This window comes from Vibrio mediterranei, assembly GCF_900088415.1.
GTDB classification, from domain to species: Bacteria; Pseudomonadota; Gammaproteobacteria; order Enterobacterales; family Vibrionaceae; genus Vibrio; species Vibrio mediterranei.
The window spans coordinates 999,570-1,016,329 of the sequence record NZ_FLLQ01000001.1; the positions used below are offsets into that span (position 1 = coordinate 999,570).

The 16,760-nt window shown below is 44.4% G+C and carries 16 protein-coding genes; 7 read left to right on the forward strand and 9 right to left on the reverse strand.

From position 1 onward, the window contains the following. Positions 1–2: 2 nt before the first annotated feature. The 5 genes from VME0621_RS04475 to VME0621_RS04495 form a co-directional block, all read right to left on the reverse strand. A complete protein-coding gene (locus VME0621_RS04475; protein ID WP_062456102.1) occupies positions 3–848 on the reverse strand; it encodes a GNAT family N-acetyltransferase in 846 nt (281 codons plus the stop codon). 15 nt (positions 849–863) lie between these two features. Continuing rightward, positions 864–2,606, reverse strand: a complete 1,743-nt coding sequence (locus tag VME0621_RS04480; RefSeq protein WP_062456103.1) for an IucA/IucC family protein — start codon at positions 2,604–2,606, stop codon at positions 864–866. A 270-nt stretch (positions 2,607–2,876) separates the two neighbouring features. Further along, positions 2,877–4,868 carry a Fe(3+)-hydroxamate ABC transporter permease FhuB gene (fhuB, locus tag VME0621_RS04485; RefSeq protein ID WP_062456106.1) on the reverse strand — a complete coding sequence of 664 codons (1,992 nt, stop codon included), beginning with the start codon at positions 4,866–4,868 and terminating at the stop codon, positions 2,877–2,879. Positions 4,869–4,879: 11 nt separating this feature from the next. After that, complete coding sequence (locus VME0621_RS04490) at positions 4,880–5,806, reverse strand: ABC transporter substrate-binding protein (protein ID WP_099046304.1); 927 nt, start codon at positions 5,804–5,806, stop codon at positions 4,880–4,882. Positions 5,807–5,827: 21 nt separating this feature from the next. After that, on the reverse strand, positions 5,828–6,595 hold the full coding sequence (locus tag VME0621_RS04495) for an ABC transporter ATP-binding protein (protein WP_062456110.1): 768 nt from the start codon (positions 6,593–6,595) through the stop codon (positions 5,828–5,830). Positions 6,596–6,712: 117 nt separating this feature from the next. Here VME0621_RS04495 and VME0621_RS04500 point away from each other — a divergent pair, with 117 nt between their 5' ends. The 3 genes from VME0621_RS04500 to VME0621_RS04510 all read left to right on the forward strand — a co-directional run bounded on the left by VME0621_RS04500 (position 6,713) and on the right by VME0621_RS04510 (position 9,310). Further along, positions 6,713–7,903, forward strand: coding sequence for an MFS transporter (locus VME0621_RS04500; protein ID WP_062456112.1), 1,191 nt, complete (start codon positions 6,713–6,715; stop codon positions 7,901–7,903). 124 nt (positions 7,904–8,027) lie between these two features. Next, positions 8,028–8,759 (forward strand): carbonic anhydrase, encoded by a 732-nt coding sequence (locus VME0621_RS04505; RefSeq protein WP_062456115.1) that lies wholly within the window; start codon positions 8,028–8,030, stop codon positions 8,757–8,759. Between the two features lie 299 nt (positions 8,760–9,058). Further along, the gene (locus VME0621_RS04510) at positions 9,059–9,310 is read left to right on the forward strand and encodes a hypothetical protein (protein ID WP_062456117.1); all 252 of its coding nucleotides are present in this window, start codon (positions 9,059–9,061) and stop codon (positions 9,308–9,310) included. Between the two features lie 56 nt (positions 9,311–9,366). Here VME0621_RS04510 and VME0621_RS04515 read toward each other — a convergent pair whose 3' ends face one another. Both VME0621_RS04515 and VME0621_RS04520 read right to left on the reverse strand, forming a co-directional pair. Then, complete coding sequence (locus tag VME0621_RS04515) at positions 9,367–10,221, reverse strand: SMP-30/gluconolactonase/LRE family protein (protein WP_082795460.1); 855 nt, start codon at positions 10,219–10,221, stop codon at positions 9,367–9,369. A gap of 155 nt (positions 10,222–10,376) precedes the next feature. Next, positions 10,377–12,011, reverse strand: a complete 1,635-nt coding sequence (locus tag VME0621_RS04520) for a mechanosensitive ion channel family protein (RefSeq protein WP_062456554.1) — start codon at positions 12,009–12,011, stop codon at positions 10,377–10,379. A gap of 138 nt (positions 12,012–12,149) precedes the next feature. Between VME0621_RS04520 and VME0621_RS04525 the strand changes: the two genes are divergently transcribed. The 4 genes from VME0621_RS04525 to VME0621_RS04540 all read left to right on the forward strand — a co-directional run bounded on the left by VME0621_RS04525 (position 12,150) and on the right by VME0621_RS04540 (position 14,996). Next, a complete protein-coding gene (locus VME0621_RS04525; RefSeq protein WP_006070368.1) occupies positions 12,150–12,689 on the forward strand; it encodes an NUDIX domain-containing protein in 540 nt (179 codons plus the stop codon). 95 nt (positions 12,690–12,784) lie between these two features. Continuing rightward, positions 12,785–13,123, forward strand: coding sequence for a hypothetical protein (locus VME0621_RS04530; protein WP_062456122.1), 339 nt, complete (start codon positions 12,785–12,787; stop codon positions 13,121–13,123). 218 nt (positions 13,124–13,341) lie between these two features. After that, the gene (locus tag VME0621_RS04535; RefSeq protein ID WP_062456125.1) at positions 13,342–14,490 is read left to right on the forward strand and encodes an iron-containing alcohol dehydrogenase; all 1,149 of its coding nucleotides are present in this window, start codon (positions 13,342–13,344) and stop codon (positions 14,488–14,490) included. A 197-nt stretch (positions 14,491–14,687) separates the two neighbouring features. Next, complete coding sequence (locus tag VME0621_RS04540) at positions 14,688–14,996, forward strand: DUF6482 family protein (protein WP_062456128.1); 309 nt, start codon at positions 14,688–14,690, stop codon at positions 14,994–14,996. A 71-nt stretch (positions 14,997–15,067) separates the two neighbouring features. On the opposite strand, the gene sigZ is transcribed toward VME0621_RS04540, so the two are convergent. Then, positions 15,068–15,607: an RNA polymerase sigma factor SigZ gene (gene sigZ, locus VME0621_RS04545; RefSeq protein WP_082795474.1), complete on the reverse strand. Its 540-nt coding sequence runs from the start codon at positions 15,605–15,607 to the stop codon at positions 15,068–15,070. A gap of 34 nt (positions 15,608–15,641) precedes the next feature. Beyond that, positions 15,642–16,568, reverse strand: a complete 927-nt coding sequence (gene rarD, locus VME0621_RS04550; protein WP_006070363.1) for an EamA family transporter RarD — start codon at positions 16,566–16,568, stop codon at positions 15,642–15,644. Positions 16,569–16,760 lie beyond the last annotated feature (192 nt).

Sequence of the window (16,760 nt, forward strand, 5' to 3'; positions counted from 1 at the left end):
CCTTATGCCCTCTCACTATCCATCGACCAAGCGAGATTGAAAAACAATTCTCGTTTCATCATCATTAATGCCGAACGTTTGTGTGGAAAGTTGAACTCAAACTGCTTTTCGAACGCACTGCTCGCAAGACGTTTGAACAGCTTCACATTGTCGAACCTAGGTTCCATGACAATACGTTGCGTTCGAACATCGTCTAAGAAAACGTAATGGCACAAGGCACGCAACCATGCATCGAAGTACTGCTTGCCTCGATAATTTTCGTCACCAACAAGCAGATGGATTCCTCGATCAAACTCCTGAAAATCATAATAAGGCGCTAACCTATCTTGGGCGGCCCAATACACTTCAAAATAGCCAAATGGTTGGCCGTCAATTTCGCCAATCAAGGGCAAAGTAAAACCATCAGAGAATCGGTTTTCAACAAACTCTTTGAGCTTGTCTTCCGTCCAAGCTTGCTCCCAGAATTCAGCGACTCGAGGGTTGTTCATCCATTGGGTAAAGCGAGCTAGATCTTTGTCGAAATCAAACGTTCGAAACGATATGACTTTCTCTAAGGCCACATCAAATCGACGGTAAACTTCACCTTCGGGCTTAGGTGGACGTGCAGCCAAATAGCCTCTCGTAGAGTCGTCTTGCTGCTTACTATAAGGAAAACGATCAGAAGGCTGATGGCAAAGGCCGGTGTGGTTAATTTGGAAGAAACAAGCTCTATCAATTCCCGTTTTATCTAACCACTGCATAGGAAAACCTAAAAGCTGGCATTCTTGTTCTGTTAGCGAAACTGCCCCTAAGTTGGGGTGATGAGTAAACTGCGTCTCAACATCACGCACAAGTTGTTCTGTATTCACGACGTAATCCTTTAATCAACGTGATAAATAGTTAGGAAGTTCAAAATAGATAACCGAAGGATCGGGAATAGAGTTCTCGTTGAAACCCTGGAGGTAACAATAGAAGTTGCCTTTGCAGCACAAGGAGTCAGAGTTGAGCACATAATGCAGGCAGTCTGTATCGGCTGGGGCAGATTGGTATAGTTGAGTTAAACGCTGCTTCAACAGGTCAAATAGAATCGCTTCTTCAACTAATGGCGATAAGCTTGCTATGACGCCGTAACATGAATTCAAAATCAGATAGTAGGGGAAATAGCGGTTTACTTTTGCTCTATCCCAATAGTTCTCTGTCGTCTCAGGGCTCCCCAGTTGTGGGAAGTGTTCAAAAGCGAGTTTGGTAAACCCGACACCTTGGCAGTCTCTAAAGTAACCTTTGGTTGGCATACCTTGGTCTAGCTCTACAACGATATTCTGTTGATGAGCGAGTAGCACAATGCCTAACTGGCTTTGCAACTCGAAAATCGGTACTACAACATTGTCACAAAACGCTTCAAACCATTGCGTTGCCAGTGTTTCGGCATCTGCTTGATTTCGGTGCGCCAACATGAGAAGTTCGTTGGACAATGCATAGCCGCTTTGCTTGTAAGGAGTCTGCTGGCAAAGGGTCGCAAGCACGCCATGAGATTTCATCGGCTGTTGGTCATCAACCACAAACGGGTTGTCGCGCACGGTCGCCAATGATTCATCGATAACCTCACCCTTGTTGTCCTTTAAACCAAAGTAACTGGGCTCGTGGATGATAGACAATCCATTGGCAAAATATTTCCTCGCATCTTCAGAGAGTGATTGGCAAATATCTGCAAGTGCCGTCCCTCTCTTCACTTCCTTCTCAGATAACAAGCGAATCGAATTGGTCAATTTCACACTCAGCGAGAACTTGAGCATAAATGGTGCAGTCGGATTATAAATAGCGCGAGTGGATGACGTTGCAAACCATGTAGAGTGTCCGAATCCAAGATCAATTAGCTTTCCTGAGTTTGTCAGTTCCTGAACTTGAGGCAGCGCTAATAGCTGTGTCGCTTGCCAAGGATGCATCGGGAGAACCTGCCAACCGGTACTATTTAAATACGGTTTGGCGGTGTCAGGTAATGTCGTTTCGCTCACCTGAAGCTGCTTAACATACTCTCGCCAATCACTACCCGTTGCCGAACCACCAAATACATACTCATTGCGCACTGCAAACCAACGTAAAGCAAAATTGGCTTTTAACTCTGGAGATAATTGTTTACTGATTTCAAGGCTAAGATTGGAGCGACTTTTCGGCGCTGGGTGCAACGAATGCCCGACATACAAACTCTGCTCAGATTCCTCAAACGATGTTTGCTGATCCCCTAGACTTTGACCATACTGCTCAAGTGCCACCCAGGTATTGCGATGACTTTCCGATACAGCTCCAAGGAATTGCTTGCGCTGCGTAGCGTCGATGCTACCAACAATGTCGTCATTGGCAATGATGAGTTCACAGGCCTGCTGGAAGCTTAATGTCTCTGCGTAATCACCACGTGAATTGCGCAGCTCAATTGATGGTGAATAACGGTTAATACCGGTGCTAGACTCACTCAATACCTCAACAATAATTAACTTGCCGTCTCGAATTGGAGCGCAAAGGTACTTGGTAGCTTCCTTACTCACAATCTCAACTAGAGCAGACTCACGATACAGTCCATTCCAAAAACAGTTCGCCGCCACATCAGTAAAATGGGCATGATGGGTTGTCATTTTTCTTACCTCTTCCGTAACCCTGACAATCAGATGCGAATGCTAATGATTATCACAATCAACATCAATATATTGAATCTTTACCGAAATAGCATCAAACAGAGAAATAGCCATCACCCAACAAGGGACGAACGTGAAAAGAAACAAGTGTGCAGATAAAATCGGGGAAATGACGTGGAACAGGATGATAGAATCATCAGAAAGCAGAAATGAAAAATGGCACTAAAATGTGCCATTTTTATGATACTAGTCACATTTTACTGCGTATTTTTAAGCCTTTCGTAGTAGAAGGAGGAAGTAACCACCACCAACAACAGAAGCCATTAAACCCGCAGGAAATTGCCATGGAAACCAAAGAGTTCGACCAAGCCAGTCAGCAGATACCATCAATATCGCCCCTACAAAACAAGCAACGATAAGTTGGTTCTTCGCTTTATACTGGCCTAATGCACGAGCGATGTGAGGGGCAAGCAGTCCGACAAAACTGAGGGGACCAATGACCAGTGTCGACAGAGCCGTCAGCAGAGACGCCATCACTAGCAAGAACAATCGGGTACGCTTGGTATTCACTCCAACCGAGACAGCAGATACCTGCCCTAGATTTAGAATATCCAACCAACGACTCGCGATAAACGTCCCGCCTCCCAATACCACAACGCCAATAGCCAATGCCGACACATCACTGTAACTCGCCAAATAAGTTGAGCCCGACAACCATGTTAATAGTGCTTGTACATTATCTTGACCAGATGACAACGCCACTCGAAGGATAGCATCTAGCGCCGCGCTCACAGCAATACCCGTGAGAAGTAACTGCGATGGAGCATAGTTCGAGCGTTTACTAAACTGCAAGATCACCATCATCACTAGTGCCGCACCCACTCCTCCATAAAGGATTTGTTCGCCTCTTGTTGGTGTGAAGCCAAACCACGCGCAAAGTACCAAAGCCAATGCTGCACCAGAGCTAATACCCATTACCTCTGGACTCGCCATTGGGTTAACTGTGATTCGCTGTACCATGGTCCCCGCTAAAGCCAGTCCACAGCCCGCAAATATTGCGCCTAAAACACGAGGAAGACGAAGGTTGAGAATATTAAGGTCCGCTGTAACACTCCAACCTAAATGAGTTCGCCCCAAGAACAGCGCACAGCTTGCTATCGTGAGTAATATCGCAGCAAGAATCAAAGAAACTAGAACAAAAGGTTTTGGATTGTAAACTTTGCTGGCAACTTCTTCTGCCTTAAAACTGGAAGCAAATTTGTGTTTAGTCAGCAACCAAAGAAGGCATGGCGCCCCAAACAACGCCGTCATGGCACCGGTTGGCAATAGTTCACTTGAGACACCTGAGAATGGTTGAATGATCAGATCAGCGGTTAACAGCAGTAATGCGCCAACACCACCGCTAACAAACACTCGATGCACGAACCGTCTAGCACCAAGCATTTTTGCAATAGTGGGAGCGACAAGACCGACAAAGCCAATCACTCCCACTGTCGCCACAACAACCGATGTCACGATAACCGCGAGCGTCAGGCCGATGGCTCGAACTCTAGCGACATTCACGCCAGCCGACTCAGCAACTTCACTACCTAGTTCTAAGGCAGAAAGCGGCCGTAGCATTGCCATGACCACCACTAGAATCACACTCAACACAGTTAAAATGGTGATGCTATTGTCCCAACCTTGCTGGGCGAGCGCGCCAGCTCCCCATACAAACAGACTAGTTAGCTGCTGCTCATTAAGCATAACCAACATCATGTTGGTCGCCCCCAAAAACAAAGTCACCACCATACCAGCCAGCACCATTTGCAAAGGAGCGAACCCTTTTTTAGCGGTCAACAAGAACACTAACGCGGCGGCAACCATACCGCCACCAAAAGCAAAGGAGTACTGAATAATACTGCCACCAGCGATACCAAACAGCAGACTGGTCGTCATGCCAAGTTCTGCTCCAGCAGCCACGCCAAGTGTTGTTGGAGAGGCCAACGGATTTTGCAAAAGATGCTGCATTAAGCATCCCGCAATCGCCAACGCGGCGCCACATAGCAGCGCCATCGATAAGCGAGGGAAAAAGGTAAAATGGAGGATCAGTTGACGGTAGTCACTATCATCTCGATGAAAAAAGTAGGTCTGCCACTCTGTCGCCGATAATTGGTAGGGTAGCGCGTTATCTACTAGCCAGGTCAACGCCACTAATCCAAGGAGCACTAAAACAAGAGCTTTAATGTTATAGGAAGTGCGCTGTGTTGCTGTTAACTGCATCTGCAAACCTGTTAATGACCAAGTGTTGAGACTTGATTGACGACTTCATCACTGAGTCTCTGCATCGCTATCAAACTGCCAAATGTCCAAACTTTAGGAATAATCTTCACGCGATGTTCTCGTGAAAATGCCATGGCTCCCCACAATGGAGACGCGTTAAGTTGCGTTTGCTCTTGCTGGGTAAGCGGACCAAAAATAAGTACGTTACTGTCTTGATACTTGGCAAGCTGTTCAACACTTGCAGAAGAAAACCCCCAACTGTTAGTTGGACCATTCCAGCTATTTTTAAGCGACATAGCCGAGATAGTGTCATTCATCAGAGAACCTGTACTGTGGACTCGAACATGTTTATCGCCAATAAAGCGCACCATTAGGAATGGTTTACCGTTGTTCAACTGCGCGACCTTAGCACCATTATCTGCCAGCTTTTTCTCTGTCTGTGCAATCACCGACTTGGCTTGTTCTTGTTTATTAAATACCTCTCCCAACATAGTCACTAATGATTTAGCATTCTCGTAAGGTTGTTGCTTGTCGTTGTATATACTCATCGCAATGGTTGGAGCAATAGCATTCAGTTTTTCATAAGCAGGCGCTAAATGACCGCTCATCAGAATAAGGTCAGGTTTTAAGCTAGCGATAAGTTCTAAGTTTGGTTCACGGCGTGAACCGACATCGATCGTGTCTGAGGGTAATGCCGGCGACCCTACCCAATCTTGATAGCCTTTGACGTCAGCCGCAGCAATCGGCTGCACACCAAGCGCTAGCACCGACTCAGCTAATGCCCAATCTAGCACCACGACACGCTTCGGAGTTTGCTCGAATGTCACGGTTCCCAATTCATGCTGAACTGTTTTTGCCATGGACAACGTTGACACCACACTCAGCATAAATGCCATGAGCGTAGTAATGATGAATTTTGATTGAGTTCGGTTTAACACAGTGAGCTTTCCTTGATTGGGTTAACGAACGTAGCTGATGACGTTCTGAGTTTGTGGATCAGTAAAGGTAGAGAGAGGCATCCCGTAGATTTCTGATAGTGATGTTTCATTCATCACCGCTTCTGGCGAGCCATCAACAACAATTCGTCCTCGTTTAAGAGCCACCAGACGATCACTAAACCTCGCAGCCATATTGACGTCATGGATTACCATAATCACCGTCAAACCTAGGCTCTGGTTTAATTCTCGAATCAGTTTCAGTAACTCATATTGATGGGTAACATCGAGTGCGGAAGTTGGTTCATCAAGCAAGATACATTCGCTTTGTTGAGCCAATAGCATAGCAACCCAAGCACGCTGCCTCTCACCACCGGATAACGTACTCACAAAACGCTCAGCGAACGGCTGCAAGCCAACACGTTTAATTGCATCTTCGACAAGCTGATAATCTTCAGCGGTATATCGGCCTAACACTCCTTTCCACGGATAACGGCCAAACATCACTAGTTCACGAACTGTCACACCATCGGTGATAGGTGGATGTTGAGGAAGGTAAGCCACTTTCTTAGCAAACTCTTTTGGTGAGTAATCATCAATGATTTTGCCTTCTAAGGTCACCTTTCCTGATGCAGTTTGATTCTGGCGGCTAAGCATTTTAATCAAGCTTGATTTGCCACTACCATTGTGACCTAACAGTGATGTGACTTCCCCTGCGACAAAGTCCAAATCAAAAGGGACTAAGATTTCAAGTGAGCCTATTTGGAAGCTTGCTTGCTTTAATGAAAACATAATAAATTGAGCATCTTATTATTAAAGCAATTAATATAATTGCAAATGAGAAAGATTTGTATGCGCATTGTAATTACTTTAGAGTGTTCTGTCACCACTCTATAAAATCTCATTGCTATGCTCGATACTCGTACCATTCAAGCGCAACAACGTCCGACCCGCACTCTATGGCTAATTGGCACATTCGCTTCGCTGATCGGTTTCGGACAAAATGCGCTACTTGTCTCCCTACCGATACTAGTATTGACTACAGATATTGACTTAGGCACATGGTCGATACTAATTGCCATTGGAAGTGTTCTATTTCTACCTAGCGCTCCATTCTGGGGAAAGCAGAGCGATAAATCCGGACCTAGGAAAGTGGTCTCTATCGGATTGCTAGGTCTTGCTGTTACCTTTATCGGTTTTGCTTTGATCATCCATGCCCTAGAACAGAGCTGGATTTCAACGACGACAAGTATTTTGTTATTGGGTACATTGAGAATAATCTATGGTTTGACGGTGTCAGGATTAGTTCCGGCCAGTCAACACTGGGCAATACAAACTGTTGGGAAAGAAAATCGGTTGAGTGCGATTACCTCTGTCAGCGCCGCACTTAGCGTTGGCCGAATTGGTGGACCATTGTTATCCGTCGCCTTAGTAAAGTTAAATCCGTTACTTCCTTTCGCTTTCGTCGGTTCCTCCGCGCTATTCCTGGTGACACTATGTCTATTGCAACCTTCTATACCGTCGACAGTAAGCCCCAAGAAGATAAAAAGTCGCGCGCTTCTCGGCAGCATTAAGAACTATATCACCATTGGGCTTTGTCTCTGTGCAGCCGTTGGTGTATTGCATTACTCGTTAACGCCGTTGCTGCAAAGCATACCTGAGTTAACACCCGAACAATGGTCAGATTGGGTTGGCTATTTGCTGACAACCAGTGCAGTGGCAACGTTATTGACGCAGCTATTTGTCGTAAAGAAAAAGTTGTTCTCAGTCAATCAGATGCTGACTCTGGGTGCCACTCTCACACTCATTGGCTACGGACTGTTTCTGGTACCTAGCATTACCACGTACCTAATTGCTATCATCGTTCTTTCTTCAGGTAATGCAGTAATGGCTCCAGCCTACACAGCAAAAGCAATGCAACATCATAGTGAAAATCAGGGACAGATCAGTGGGCTTATTGCAACAGGACACACTATTGGGTTTGGATTGGCAGGCCTTATCATGTCATTGAGCGCCTACTTAGACGCTGCTCCAATAGGGTTTAGCATCTTGCTTGCTGGTTTGATGATTTTACTTACATTTCGACAGCTCAAGACATAGTCTTTTTGGTTAAGATTGGAGCAGAATCGCAAACTAAATATGCAAATAATTGCATTTTAAAATTATCCATTATTCTAGCGCCAGAGTATTCACACTCTCTACGTCAGACAAGGATAATCATCAGATGAAAAATAAGATAACACTCGCTCTAACTCTCACGTCACTACTGCCATTCTCTCAAGCGGTAGTCGCGCAAAGTTGGGGTTACGGCGCGGATAACGGCCCCGCACACTGGGGCTCATTCAGTAGCACATGCAGCCAAGGTAAAAATCAAAGCCCCATCGATATAGAAACACAATCGCTTACCGCAGCAGAGATGACGCCACTTGAGTTTGACTATTCAGGTAGCATTGGCAACGTTGTTAATAATGGGCATACCATTCAAATCAATGTCACTGGTAGCAACACCTTGAAACTGGACCAACAAACGTTCACGTTAAAACAGTTCCACTTTCATACGCCCTCTGAGAATACCATTAACGGTAAACACGCCCCACTTGAAGCGCATTTCGTCCACGCCAATGACAATGGTGAACTCGCGGTTGTTGCCGTTATGTACGACATAGGAAAACGAGAAGACTCCGCCCTATCGGCTCTTCTGAATACACTGCCAGCAAATGGCCAGTCGATAAAAGTGGAATCCGATGTAAAACTTAAATCCCTGCTTCCAAGAGTTCATAGCTATTATCGTTACAACGGTTCACTAACCACCCCACCATGCAGCGAAGGAGTACGTTGGATTGTCTTAACTGACCCACAATTTATTGAACAAGCACCTCTGGAAAACTTATCTGATACTATGGGGAATAATGCACGTCCTATACAACCACATAACGCCCGCCTCATTCTAAAGTAACTCAGCTCTAAATTGACAAGGGTGCACTCTGCACTCTTGTTTTTATTAACAAAATCATTACATTAGTGGTGGATTTTTTTGATCAACCTTCCAGAAATACGAATCCCAACCTTTCGAAAATTAACTCTTTGAACTGCTTCAAAGTTTACCGTACGCGTAGCGTGTAACTTAACTGTTAAACAAAATTTAGAATATGTTGCAATGATGAGATTTTGAATAACACGATGTTCAAAAGCATTCCTTACTGAGAATAGTAGGTTAGCCTTGAATAGCGGTGGGCAAAACAAGGGGGGTGCAGTATGCAACAGTGTGAGATCAACGTATACGATATGAGGAATAAGCAGCGGTTTATCGTGCTCAATATCGGCTTTAGCGATACCACCAAAGCAGACTTTATGTGGAGCAATATGCCCACAACGAGTTGCCGAGATTACATTTCTCACCTGGTGGTGTCTGGCAACGTGGTCGCCAAAAAGTATATTACAGAAGATGACTTAAGTGACATGAATCGAGCTGTGTATCGCCAACAGCAGATGTCGATGAGTTGTTGACAGCGGTGCACTCAGATGCACCGCTATGACTACATTGGGTACGCGCCGTAGCGAGCTTATACCGCCACTGCTGCTAGTGTTTCTTTTAGGCCTTGTGCTACGTTTTTAGCAATCAGAAGCTTGCCTTTCTCATTACTGCCTTCTGCAGAAGTCACAATAAGATCCGTTAACTCTTCACCACCAAAACCGACCATTGTAGGGTTTTCTGATGGCACAGCAATCACGTCAATAACGTCGCCATCAGGTGAGATTTTAACCACAGATTGACCTGCATACATAGCGACCCAATAGTTCCCTTCAGCATCTACACTTGCACCATCAGGACGACCATTGTGTTCAGTAAGGTCACAATGCACTAGTTGCTCACCATATTGACCTGTTTCAGCGTTGTAGCTGTGCTTATACACTTTACTTGAACCTGTATCTGCCCAGTACAACCATTGACCATCTGGTGAAAACGCTAGGCCATTACATGTCCAAGCGAACATTGGTAGCGCTTCAATCGTGCCATCAAGATGTAACTGATGGAATTGCCCTTGGTCACCAACCTTGGCGCCATTGCGCGTACCTGCTATAAAGCGTCCGCCAGGTGCAGTGCGACCATCGTTGTAACGCATGCGTGGAAACTCAGAGACTAACGGTGCCAAAGACGTTTTTTCTGCACCCCAATTGCTAATGTGATACATACCTGACTTAAGCGCTACGATGAACCCTTGCTCACCATGCATAGCGAAACAACCAATAGGTTCGCCAAACTCAAGTTTTTCGTTCACACCATCTTTTTGACGCCAGAGCTCTCCGTCACAGATGTTGACCCACATCCAAGACTCATTACGCCAGTCCCAGCGTGGACATTCCGCCAAATCAAAATCTAGATCGACGAACTTTTCAAACTGAATAGGTTGTGCCACGTTCATGTCCTTTTTGTATCAATTAAGGTTGGTAATTTTCTGGCACTGTTGTAACAAAATCAGCGCTAGGGTGCTAGCGCTGATTAACAATTTGAAGGACAAATTATGTAAGCAAGGGACGGAGAATCGCCCCTATTGAATAATCAGCGAAGAATTCAGTCTCTATCGCCCGCGACTTTGAGCTGATTGGGATTGTTAAGCTGGAAGTCGGATTTTAAATACGTGGTATTCGAAGGCAAAGCAAATTTGGCTTCATGCTCAGTGACTATCTGATTTATCTTCATCAATAACTCTTGCTGGATGGTCAAGAACGCTTCCCGCTCTTGGGTATCAATGTGGGCGAATACATCAATATCCAGACTGTAATCGCTGAACGAAGAAAAGTGTACTCTGAGTGGTGATGCCAAAATCAACTCATGCGCTTCCAACATTGAACGAATATCGCGGGTCAAGCTCACCATCGTTTCCATTGGAGTTTCATAGCGAAGATTGAGAGTCAGCAAAAGTGGATAACGGTCCCTGCGGCTGAAATTGATGATTTGCATTTTCACTAGATCGCCGTTAGCGATAGTGACTTGCGTTCGGTCTTTAGCGCGAATCAATGTAGAACGAACACCAATTTGCTCAACTACTCCAGAAACACTACCTACTTTACAAAAGTCGCCAACAGACAAAGACTTGTCCATAAATAGAATGACCCCGCCTATCAGGTTTTCCATTGTAGGTTTTATCGCCAGAGCAATTGCCATACCACCTAGACTTAGCCCGGTAACAATCCCATAAACTGGAACACCCAAGCGATGTAAACCGAACCCAAGAATGGCCACCCCACATAAGGTCCCAACAATGGTTCCCGTGATTTGACTCAAACTCTTTTTCAAGCCGCTAACCTGGCCATTGCCTGCGAATAACACTTTACAACTTGAAGATGCGACGATGTATGCGACTTGTGCAATCAAAGGCCAGAACAATAACTCCCCTGCCACATTAAGAAGGTTCATCAGACCACCAGTTAGATTGAGCTGATAATCAGCAATCCATGTATAGCCAAACAATCCTAATGCCATCAAAGAGGGCTTCAACAGCGCATGGTGCACCTGTCGATAGACCAAATACGCGTAACCTGTAAGAAGAGCTGTTAATAATAGGAACGCAACCCATTGCCATACAGCTTGATCGGCGATCTCAGACATCATCGAGGGAGGTAACGAGTCAATGAGTGAAAACCACGTTGGCGGAATCAATCGTCCTGCACTCAATGAATAATATTGATAATAATCAGGCGTGGATTCCAACTTCGAAGGTAAGTGTTTCACTAACGAGTAATAATAATGAAGATTCGCTACCGTCTGTCTTGAGAACAGATAATTACCAGACTCTTGTTTTACTATTTGTATATTGGTGTTCGGAATCGTCCAACTTTGAACGTCTTGAGAATCGGGTATCATTGCCGGGTCAAAGCTTGGGATACGATCCAGAACCTCTTTCATTAACATTACCGATTCCATCGCAACTCTATGACGATTGAGATCGGAAATGGCAGAAAGATCGAAAGTTTGTGAGGCTTTATCGAACAGCGCGAAGATATTCTGCTTTTGCTCCACACTTACATTAGCAATATCGCCATATACTTCTCCCAGAGCCAAATTCGCCTCAGTCACTCGCTTAAGATAGCTTTCATAAGTTGCTTTTGGCGTACTGGTATCCGGGGGTGCTAATGGAAAAGCACTCTCTGCCCAAGAAGTCATGGCGACACAATAACTCAAGAATACTATCAGCCAGTGTTTCATTTGGTCATCCATTAACAGTATGATTTTCTATAAGAATAGGATCTAATTCTTTGAATTCTCGTTTTTTCTTATTGAAATTATAAGAGTTCGAAGTAATGTGATTTATCTCTCCTAGAACAATTTAAGGGCCAGAATTGCATGACCATAAAAACACTAGATTCAAAAGTCGTTTATAAGAACAATTGGATGACCGTTCGCGAAGATAGAATAGAGCGACCCAGTGGCAAAGAAGGAATCTATGGCGTAGTAGATAAACCAGATTGCGCGGTTATTATTGCTCTTGACGGTCAGAACATTCACTTAGTTCAACAGTTCCGATATTCGGTGGGCGATCGCTTTTGGGAGCTTCCTCAGGGGGCCTGGGAGTCTAATCCCGACGCCGATCATCTGGATCTCGCCAAGGGTGAGTTATTAGAAGAAACCGGACTTGAAGCTCAAAATATGACATATGTAGGCAAGCAACTCATCGCGTACGGTTTCCTCAATCAAACTTGCCACATTTACTTCGCCACTGAACTGACTCAAAAGCAACAACGCCTTGATAGTGAAGAAGAAGATCTCATCACTCAAGCCTTCACGATCAAAGAGTTTGAAACCATGATCATCGAAGGAAAGATCCAGGATATCGTTACCACGGGCGCATGGGGACTGACCAAAATGAAAGGCTTGATACCTTAGAAAATCGGAAACTGGTCACAAAAGTACTTATAAAGTTCGATATTAGGTAATTATATCCCAAGCTAGGAGAATACGACCCTGATTGAGGAATGACTATGGATCAGTTAACTCTTCAAGAGTGCTTAATCGACACACTTCGGCGACTAGAAAAATACAAAACTACAATGTATTTGAGAGAGGACGCCTATGATCTTGAATCTGCGATTAAAAAGCTCACAGAGCAACTTTTTAGTCTTCAGATACTGAGCGAGCTAAAAGGGTCAATTGACGATATTTCTTCCTCTATCGAGCTCCTAAAAATGGTCACAAAAGAAGCAGATCGATCATTAGATCAAGGCTTTGAACTTGATGACGCACGAAAGTTAATTGCCCACACTCTCGAAGCTGATCGTGCATTATCTAAAGTAACACTTGGTGAACTCGGTCACATTTAACCATTCGTATTACTAATAGTTCAGGGAGCTCAATACCACAAATAGTAATAGACCACCCCACAAAAACCGCTTAACCAATTGTTTTAAAAGGGTTAGTACATAATTTATACTAAATTTATCTCATACTAACCCATTGATTTACATCATAAGAACTTGCTCTTGCCCATGTTAGCTTCTCGCTATCATATACATCATGGCGAATAGCAAGGAGCATTCAAATGAGCAGTTCTATTATCCTTCCCTCTACCAATTTATTAGGCAATGGTTGTTTATCTCAAGCCGTAGATACCATTCACCAACAAGGCTTTAGCAAAGCGCTGATAGTGACGGATGCCGTTTTAACTCAAATTGGCCTCGTGGCAACGATTACTGAGCAACTTGCCGCCAAAAGCATGTCTTTTGCTATTTACGATGGAACACAGCCTAACCCTTCCATCGACAATGTAGAACAAGGTCTCTCTACGTTAGTAGACAATGATTGTGATCTTATTATCTCTGTTGGTGGTGGCTCACCTCATGACTGTGCAAAAGGTATCGCCTTAGTCGCAACTAATGGCGGCAAAATCACCGACTATGAAGGGATCAACAAAGCGAGTAAATCACCCTTCCCCTTAGTTGCGATTAATACCACAGCTGGCACCGCTTCTGAGATGACGATGTTCAGCGTCATCACGGACGAAAGCAGACAAATCAAAATGGCGATCGTTGACCAAAAGGTAACCCCATTGATTTCAGTCAACGACCCTCAGTTAATGCTTGCCATGCCGAGCTCACTGACTGCTGCAACAGGCATGGATGCACTTACTCATGCTATTGAAGCTTATGTCTCAGTTGCCGCGAACCCGATCACAGACACGGTTGCATTAAGAGCAATTGAGCTAATTACTAAACATTTGCCAACGTGTGTCAGCAACGGAAGTAACCTCGAAGCTCGGGAGCAAATGGCTTACGCTCAGTTTATGGCAGGTATGGCATTTAACAACGCGCTTCTTGGCTACGTACATGCGATGGCTCATCAGTTAGGCGCAACTTATCACCTTCCACATGGCATTTGTAATGCTGTACTCCTTCCTCATGTACAACGTTTTAATCTCACGGCTAACCCTGAAAAATTCGTCGATATTGCGCAAGCAATGGGCAAAGAGGTTCATGGATTAACAACAGAAGAAGCTTCTCAGCTGGCAATTGAAGCGATGAATGAGCTTGCAAGAAAGGTAAACATTCCTGCGACGTTAGCAGAATTAGGTGTTAACCAAGGTGATATTGATAAACTATCAGAAAGTACACTGAATGATGTTTGCTGTTTAACCAATCCTCGTCAGGCAACTAAACAAGAAATCGCGGAAATATTCCAAGCGGCTTGGTAGTTAAATTGAAGTAGTCACAATCCCTAAATGTAATAGGCATAGCACCTCAGCTATGCCTTGCATTTACATTGTAAACCGAACTCAAAACCGTTAACAAACGCCTTCTCAACCTCCTGGACCCAAAGCCTGAACGAACATTATTTGAACAATTTGACGACTAGCATCGTAAGAAATTTGTCTAGCAAGGAGGAGTTAGCATGAACACAAAATTAAGCGCTTTAGAACAGTTTGTTCAGTTTGATAAGTTGGTCATACACTCACTTGAAATGTCGCTTTATCAAGCATCGGTGATTATTGATGGTGACGAACACTACATTACAGAAGAAGATGGGCGGCTGATACGCAGTCACAACATTGTTGATATGCGCAGATTGTGCCATAACATTGAGGCAAAGGAAGTCGTTCTAAGACAAGATAATGCGTATGACGAAATGATTGGAAGCCCGATCAGAGTCGGTGAAAACACTTTAGAAGTGCCCTTGGGAAGTTTTAGCTCGGTAATGTAACATCTCGCGATTAAGGTAGTGTGCAGTGCCCCATAACCAGCACTGCACAGAATTCAACCAAGACTGAACGCTTAACACTTATCACATTTCGATTTTTTCGCTTCGTAATCCATGACAGCACCTCGCGAGTCGAAGGAGAAACGGCAACATTGCTCATAAACAGCTTTCAATTCTGTACGACTTTTTTGCACTCGCGACTTCAGTGTTGAGTAACTAACACCTAGATGCTCAGCAACTTCTTTCTGCGACTTACCCTCGATATCTATCGACTGTAAAAGCTCGGCCGAAGAATCAGACAATGAGCTCATCAGTGGCTGAATACAACTCGCGAGTTGTTGCTTGGCATCTTCTTCTGAGCTTTCGTACCACAAGGTTTCTCCCTCTGCCAAAGAAGCTTTACCATTTGCTCGATAAAAATCGATTACGGAACGATTAGCGATTTGGAATAGCCAAGATTTGATGCTGTCTGGGTTCTGTAGCTTGTCGAGATTCTGATAGGTTTTTATCAAAATTTCCTGCAGCACATCTTCCGCATCCGATTCGTTGGAAATCTTACTTCTCAAGAAGTTTCGCAAGCCTGATTGATATTCTGACCAAATCTTTTCTAACATCATCAATTCTCTATGCTAATACTTGGTAAACTGATTATTTCACGGCGCCGTGAGAACGGGCGCGTTTTAATCCATCTATGGCTAATATTAGTAAAGCAACCATCACCAATAAATACGTCGGCATATCACTCGCAGCCACACGCTCCCCTAACAGTAGTCCTACACAGAATACTAAAACAGGTTCAACATACCCTAACAAGCCAAAGAGCGACATAGATAAAGACTGTGACGCAAACAAAAAGAGCAACATAGGAACTGAGCCAGCTACCGCCAAGCCAACATAGTAAATCCAAACCGATGCATCCAATTGCTGGATATAACTCCACGGTTGAAGATAGAGTGTGGCCCCTAACGCAAATGGCAACAGGAATAAATTATCGAGCGCAAAACCAACATCGCTTTTGACACCCAAAGTCCTTCTATGGACGAAATAAACTGGATAACCAAGCGCAATCAAAAGCACTATCCACGATAACCCTTCAGCCATCATATAAGCGTATATCACCCCGGCACCAGCCACACAGCAAGCCAGAGTTTGTAGCGGTGTCAGTCTATCGCCATAAACAAATCGCCCAACCACCACCAGCACTAAAGGTAGAGAGAAGTAGCCTAAGGCGACTGACAAGGTCTCCCCATATAGAGGTGCCCAAACAAAAATCCAGTATTGCGGTCCAACGAGTAACGCAGAGAACAAATACCGATGCCAGCGGTTGACTTGCTTTAGCGCGCTAAAAAGCATACCAATTCTTCGGCTCAGTGTAAGAAACAAGAGCACAACAAGCACACTCCAGATAATACGCTGTGCCGCGATCCAATGCCCTTCGCCTCCCGCAACATTAAATGCTTCTAACTCGGGCTGAAATTGAACATAAAGAGGCAATAAGCCAAACAAGCATGAGGCTAAAATCGACGCGCTAATCCCCTTCGCTGTGTCGGACAAGCTTAAGAACTTATTAATCATTGGACGCTTTTTATTTGTTAGGAATAACACGCGGACATTACCGCATTTTGAGCCTATTTTATATAGGATTTTTCGATGTCTGATTCACTTTTTATGCACTGTTTGCTGTGATAATTATCACTACTTTGTATCTTTTGCTTCCTTTCTTGCTCTACTCAGCCCACTAGAATTTATTGATTCAATTAGAGCACA

Bases quoted from the DNA above. Each gene is read 5' to 3' on its own strand.
- VME0621_RS04480 (WP_062456103.1), bottom strand. From the start codon at position 2,606: ATGACAACCCATCATGCCCATTTTACTGATGTGGCGGCGAACTGTTTT.
- fhuB (WP_062456106.1), bottom strand. From the start codon at position 4,868: ATGCAGTTAACAGCAACACAGCGCACTTCCTATAACATTAAAGCTCTT.
- VME0621_RS04495 (WP_062456110.1), bottom strand. From the start codon at position 6,595: ATGTTTTCATTAAAGCAAGCAAGCTTCCAAATAGGCTCACTTGAAATC.
- VME0621_RS04500 (WP_062456112.1), top strand. From the start codon at position 6,713: ATGCTCGATACTCGTACCATTCAAGCGCAACAACGTCCGACCCGCACT.
- VME0621_RS04505 (WP_062456115.1), top strand. From the start codon at position 8,028: ATGAAAAATAAGATAACACTCGCTCTAACTCTCACGTCACTACTGCCA.
- VME0621_RS04510 (WP_062456117.1), top strand. From the start codon at position 9,059: ATGCAACAGTGTGAGATCAACGTATACGATATGAGGAATAAGCAGCGG.
- VME0621_RS04520 (WP_062456554.1), bottom strand. From the start codon at position 12,011: ATGAAACACTGGCTGATAGTATTCTTGAGTTATTGTGTCGCCATGACT.
- VME0621_RS04525 (WP_006070368.1), top strand. From the start codon at position 12,150: ATGACCATAAAAACACTAGATTCAAAAGTCGTTTATAAGAACAATTGG.
- VME0621_RS04530 (WP_062456122.1), top strand. From the start codon at position 12,785: ATGGATCAGTTAACTCTTCAAGAGTGCTTAATCGACACACTTCGGCGA.
- VME0621_RS04535 (WP_062456125.1), top strand. From the start codon at position 13,342: ATGAGCAGTTCTATTATCCTTCCCTCTACCAATTTATTAGGCAATGGT.
- VME0621_RS04540 (WP_062456128.1), top strand. From the start codon at position 14,688: ATGAACACAAAATTAAGCGCTTTAGAACAGTTTGTTCAGTTTGATAAG.
- sigZ (WP_082795474.1), bottom strand. From the start codon at position 15,607: ATGTTAGAAAAGATTTGGTCAGAATATCAATCAGGCTTGCGAAACTTC.
- rarD (WP_006070363.1), bottom strand. From the start codon at position 16,568: ATGATTAATAAGTTCTTAAGCTTGTCCGACACAGCGAAGGGGATTAGC.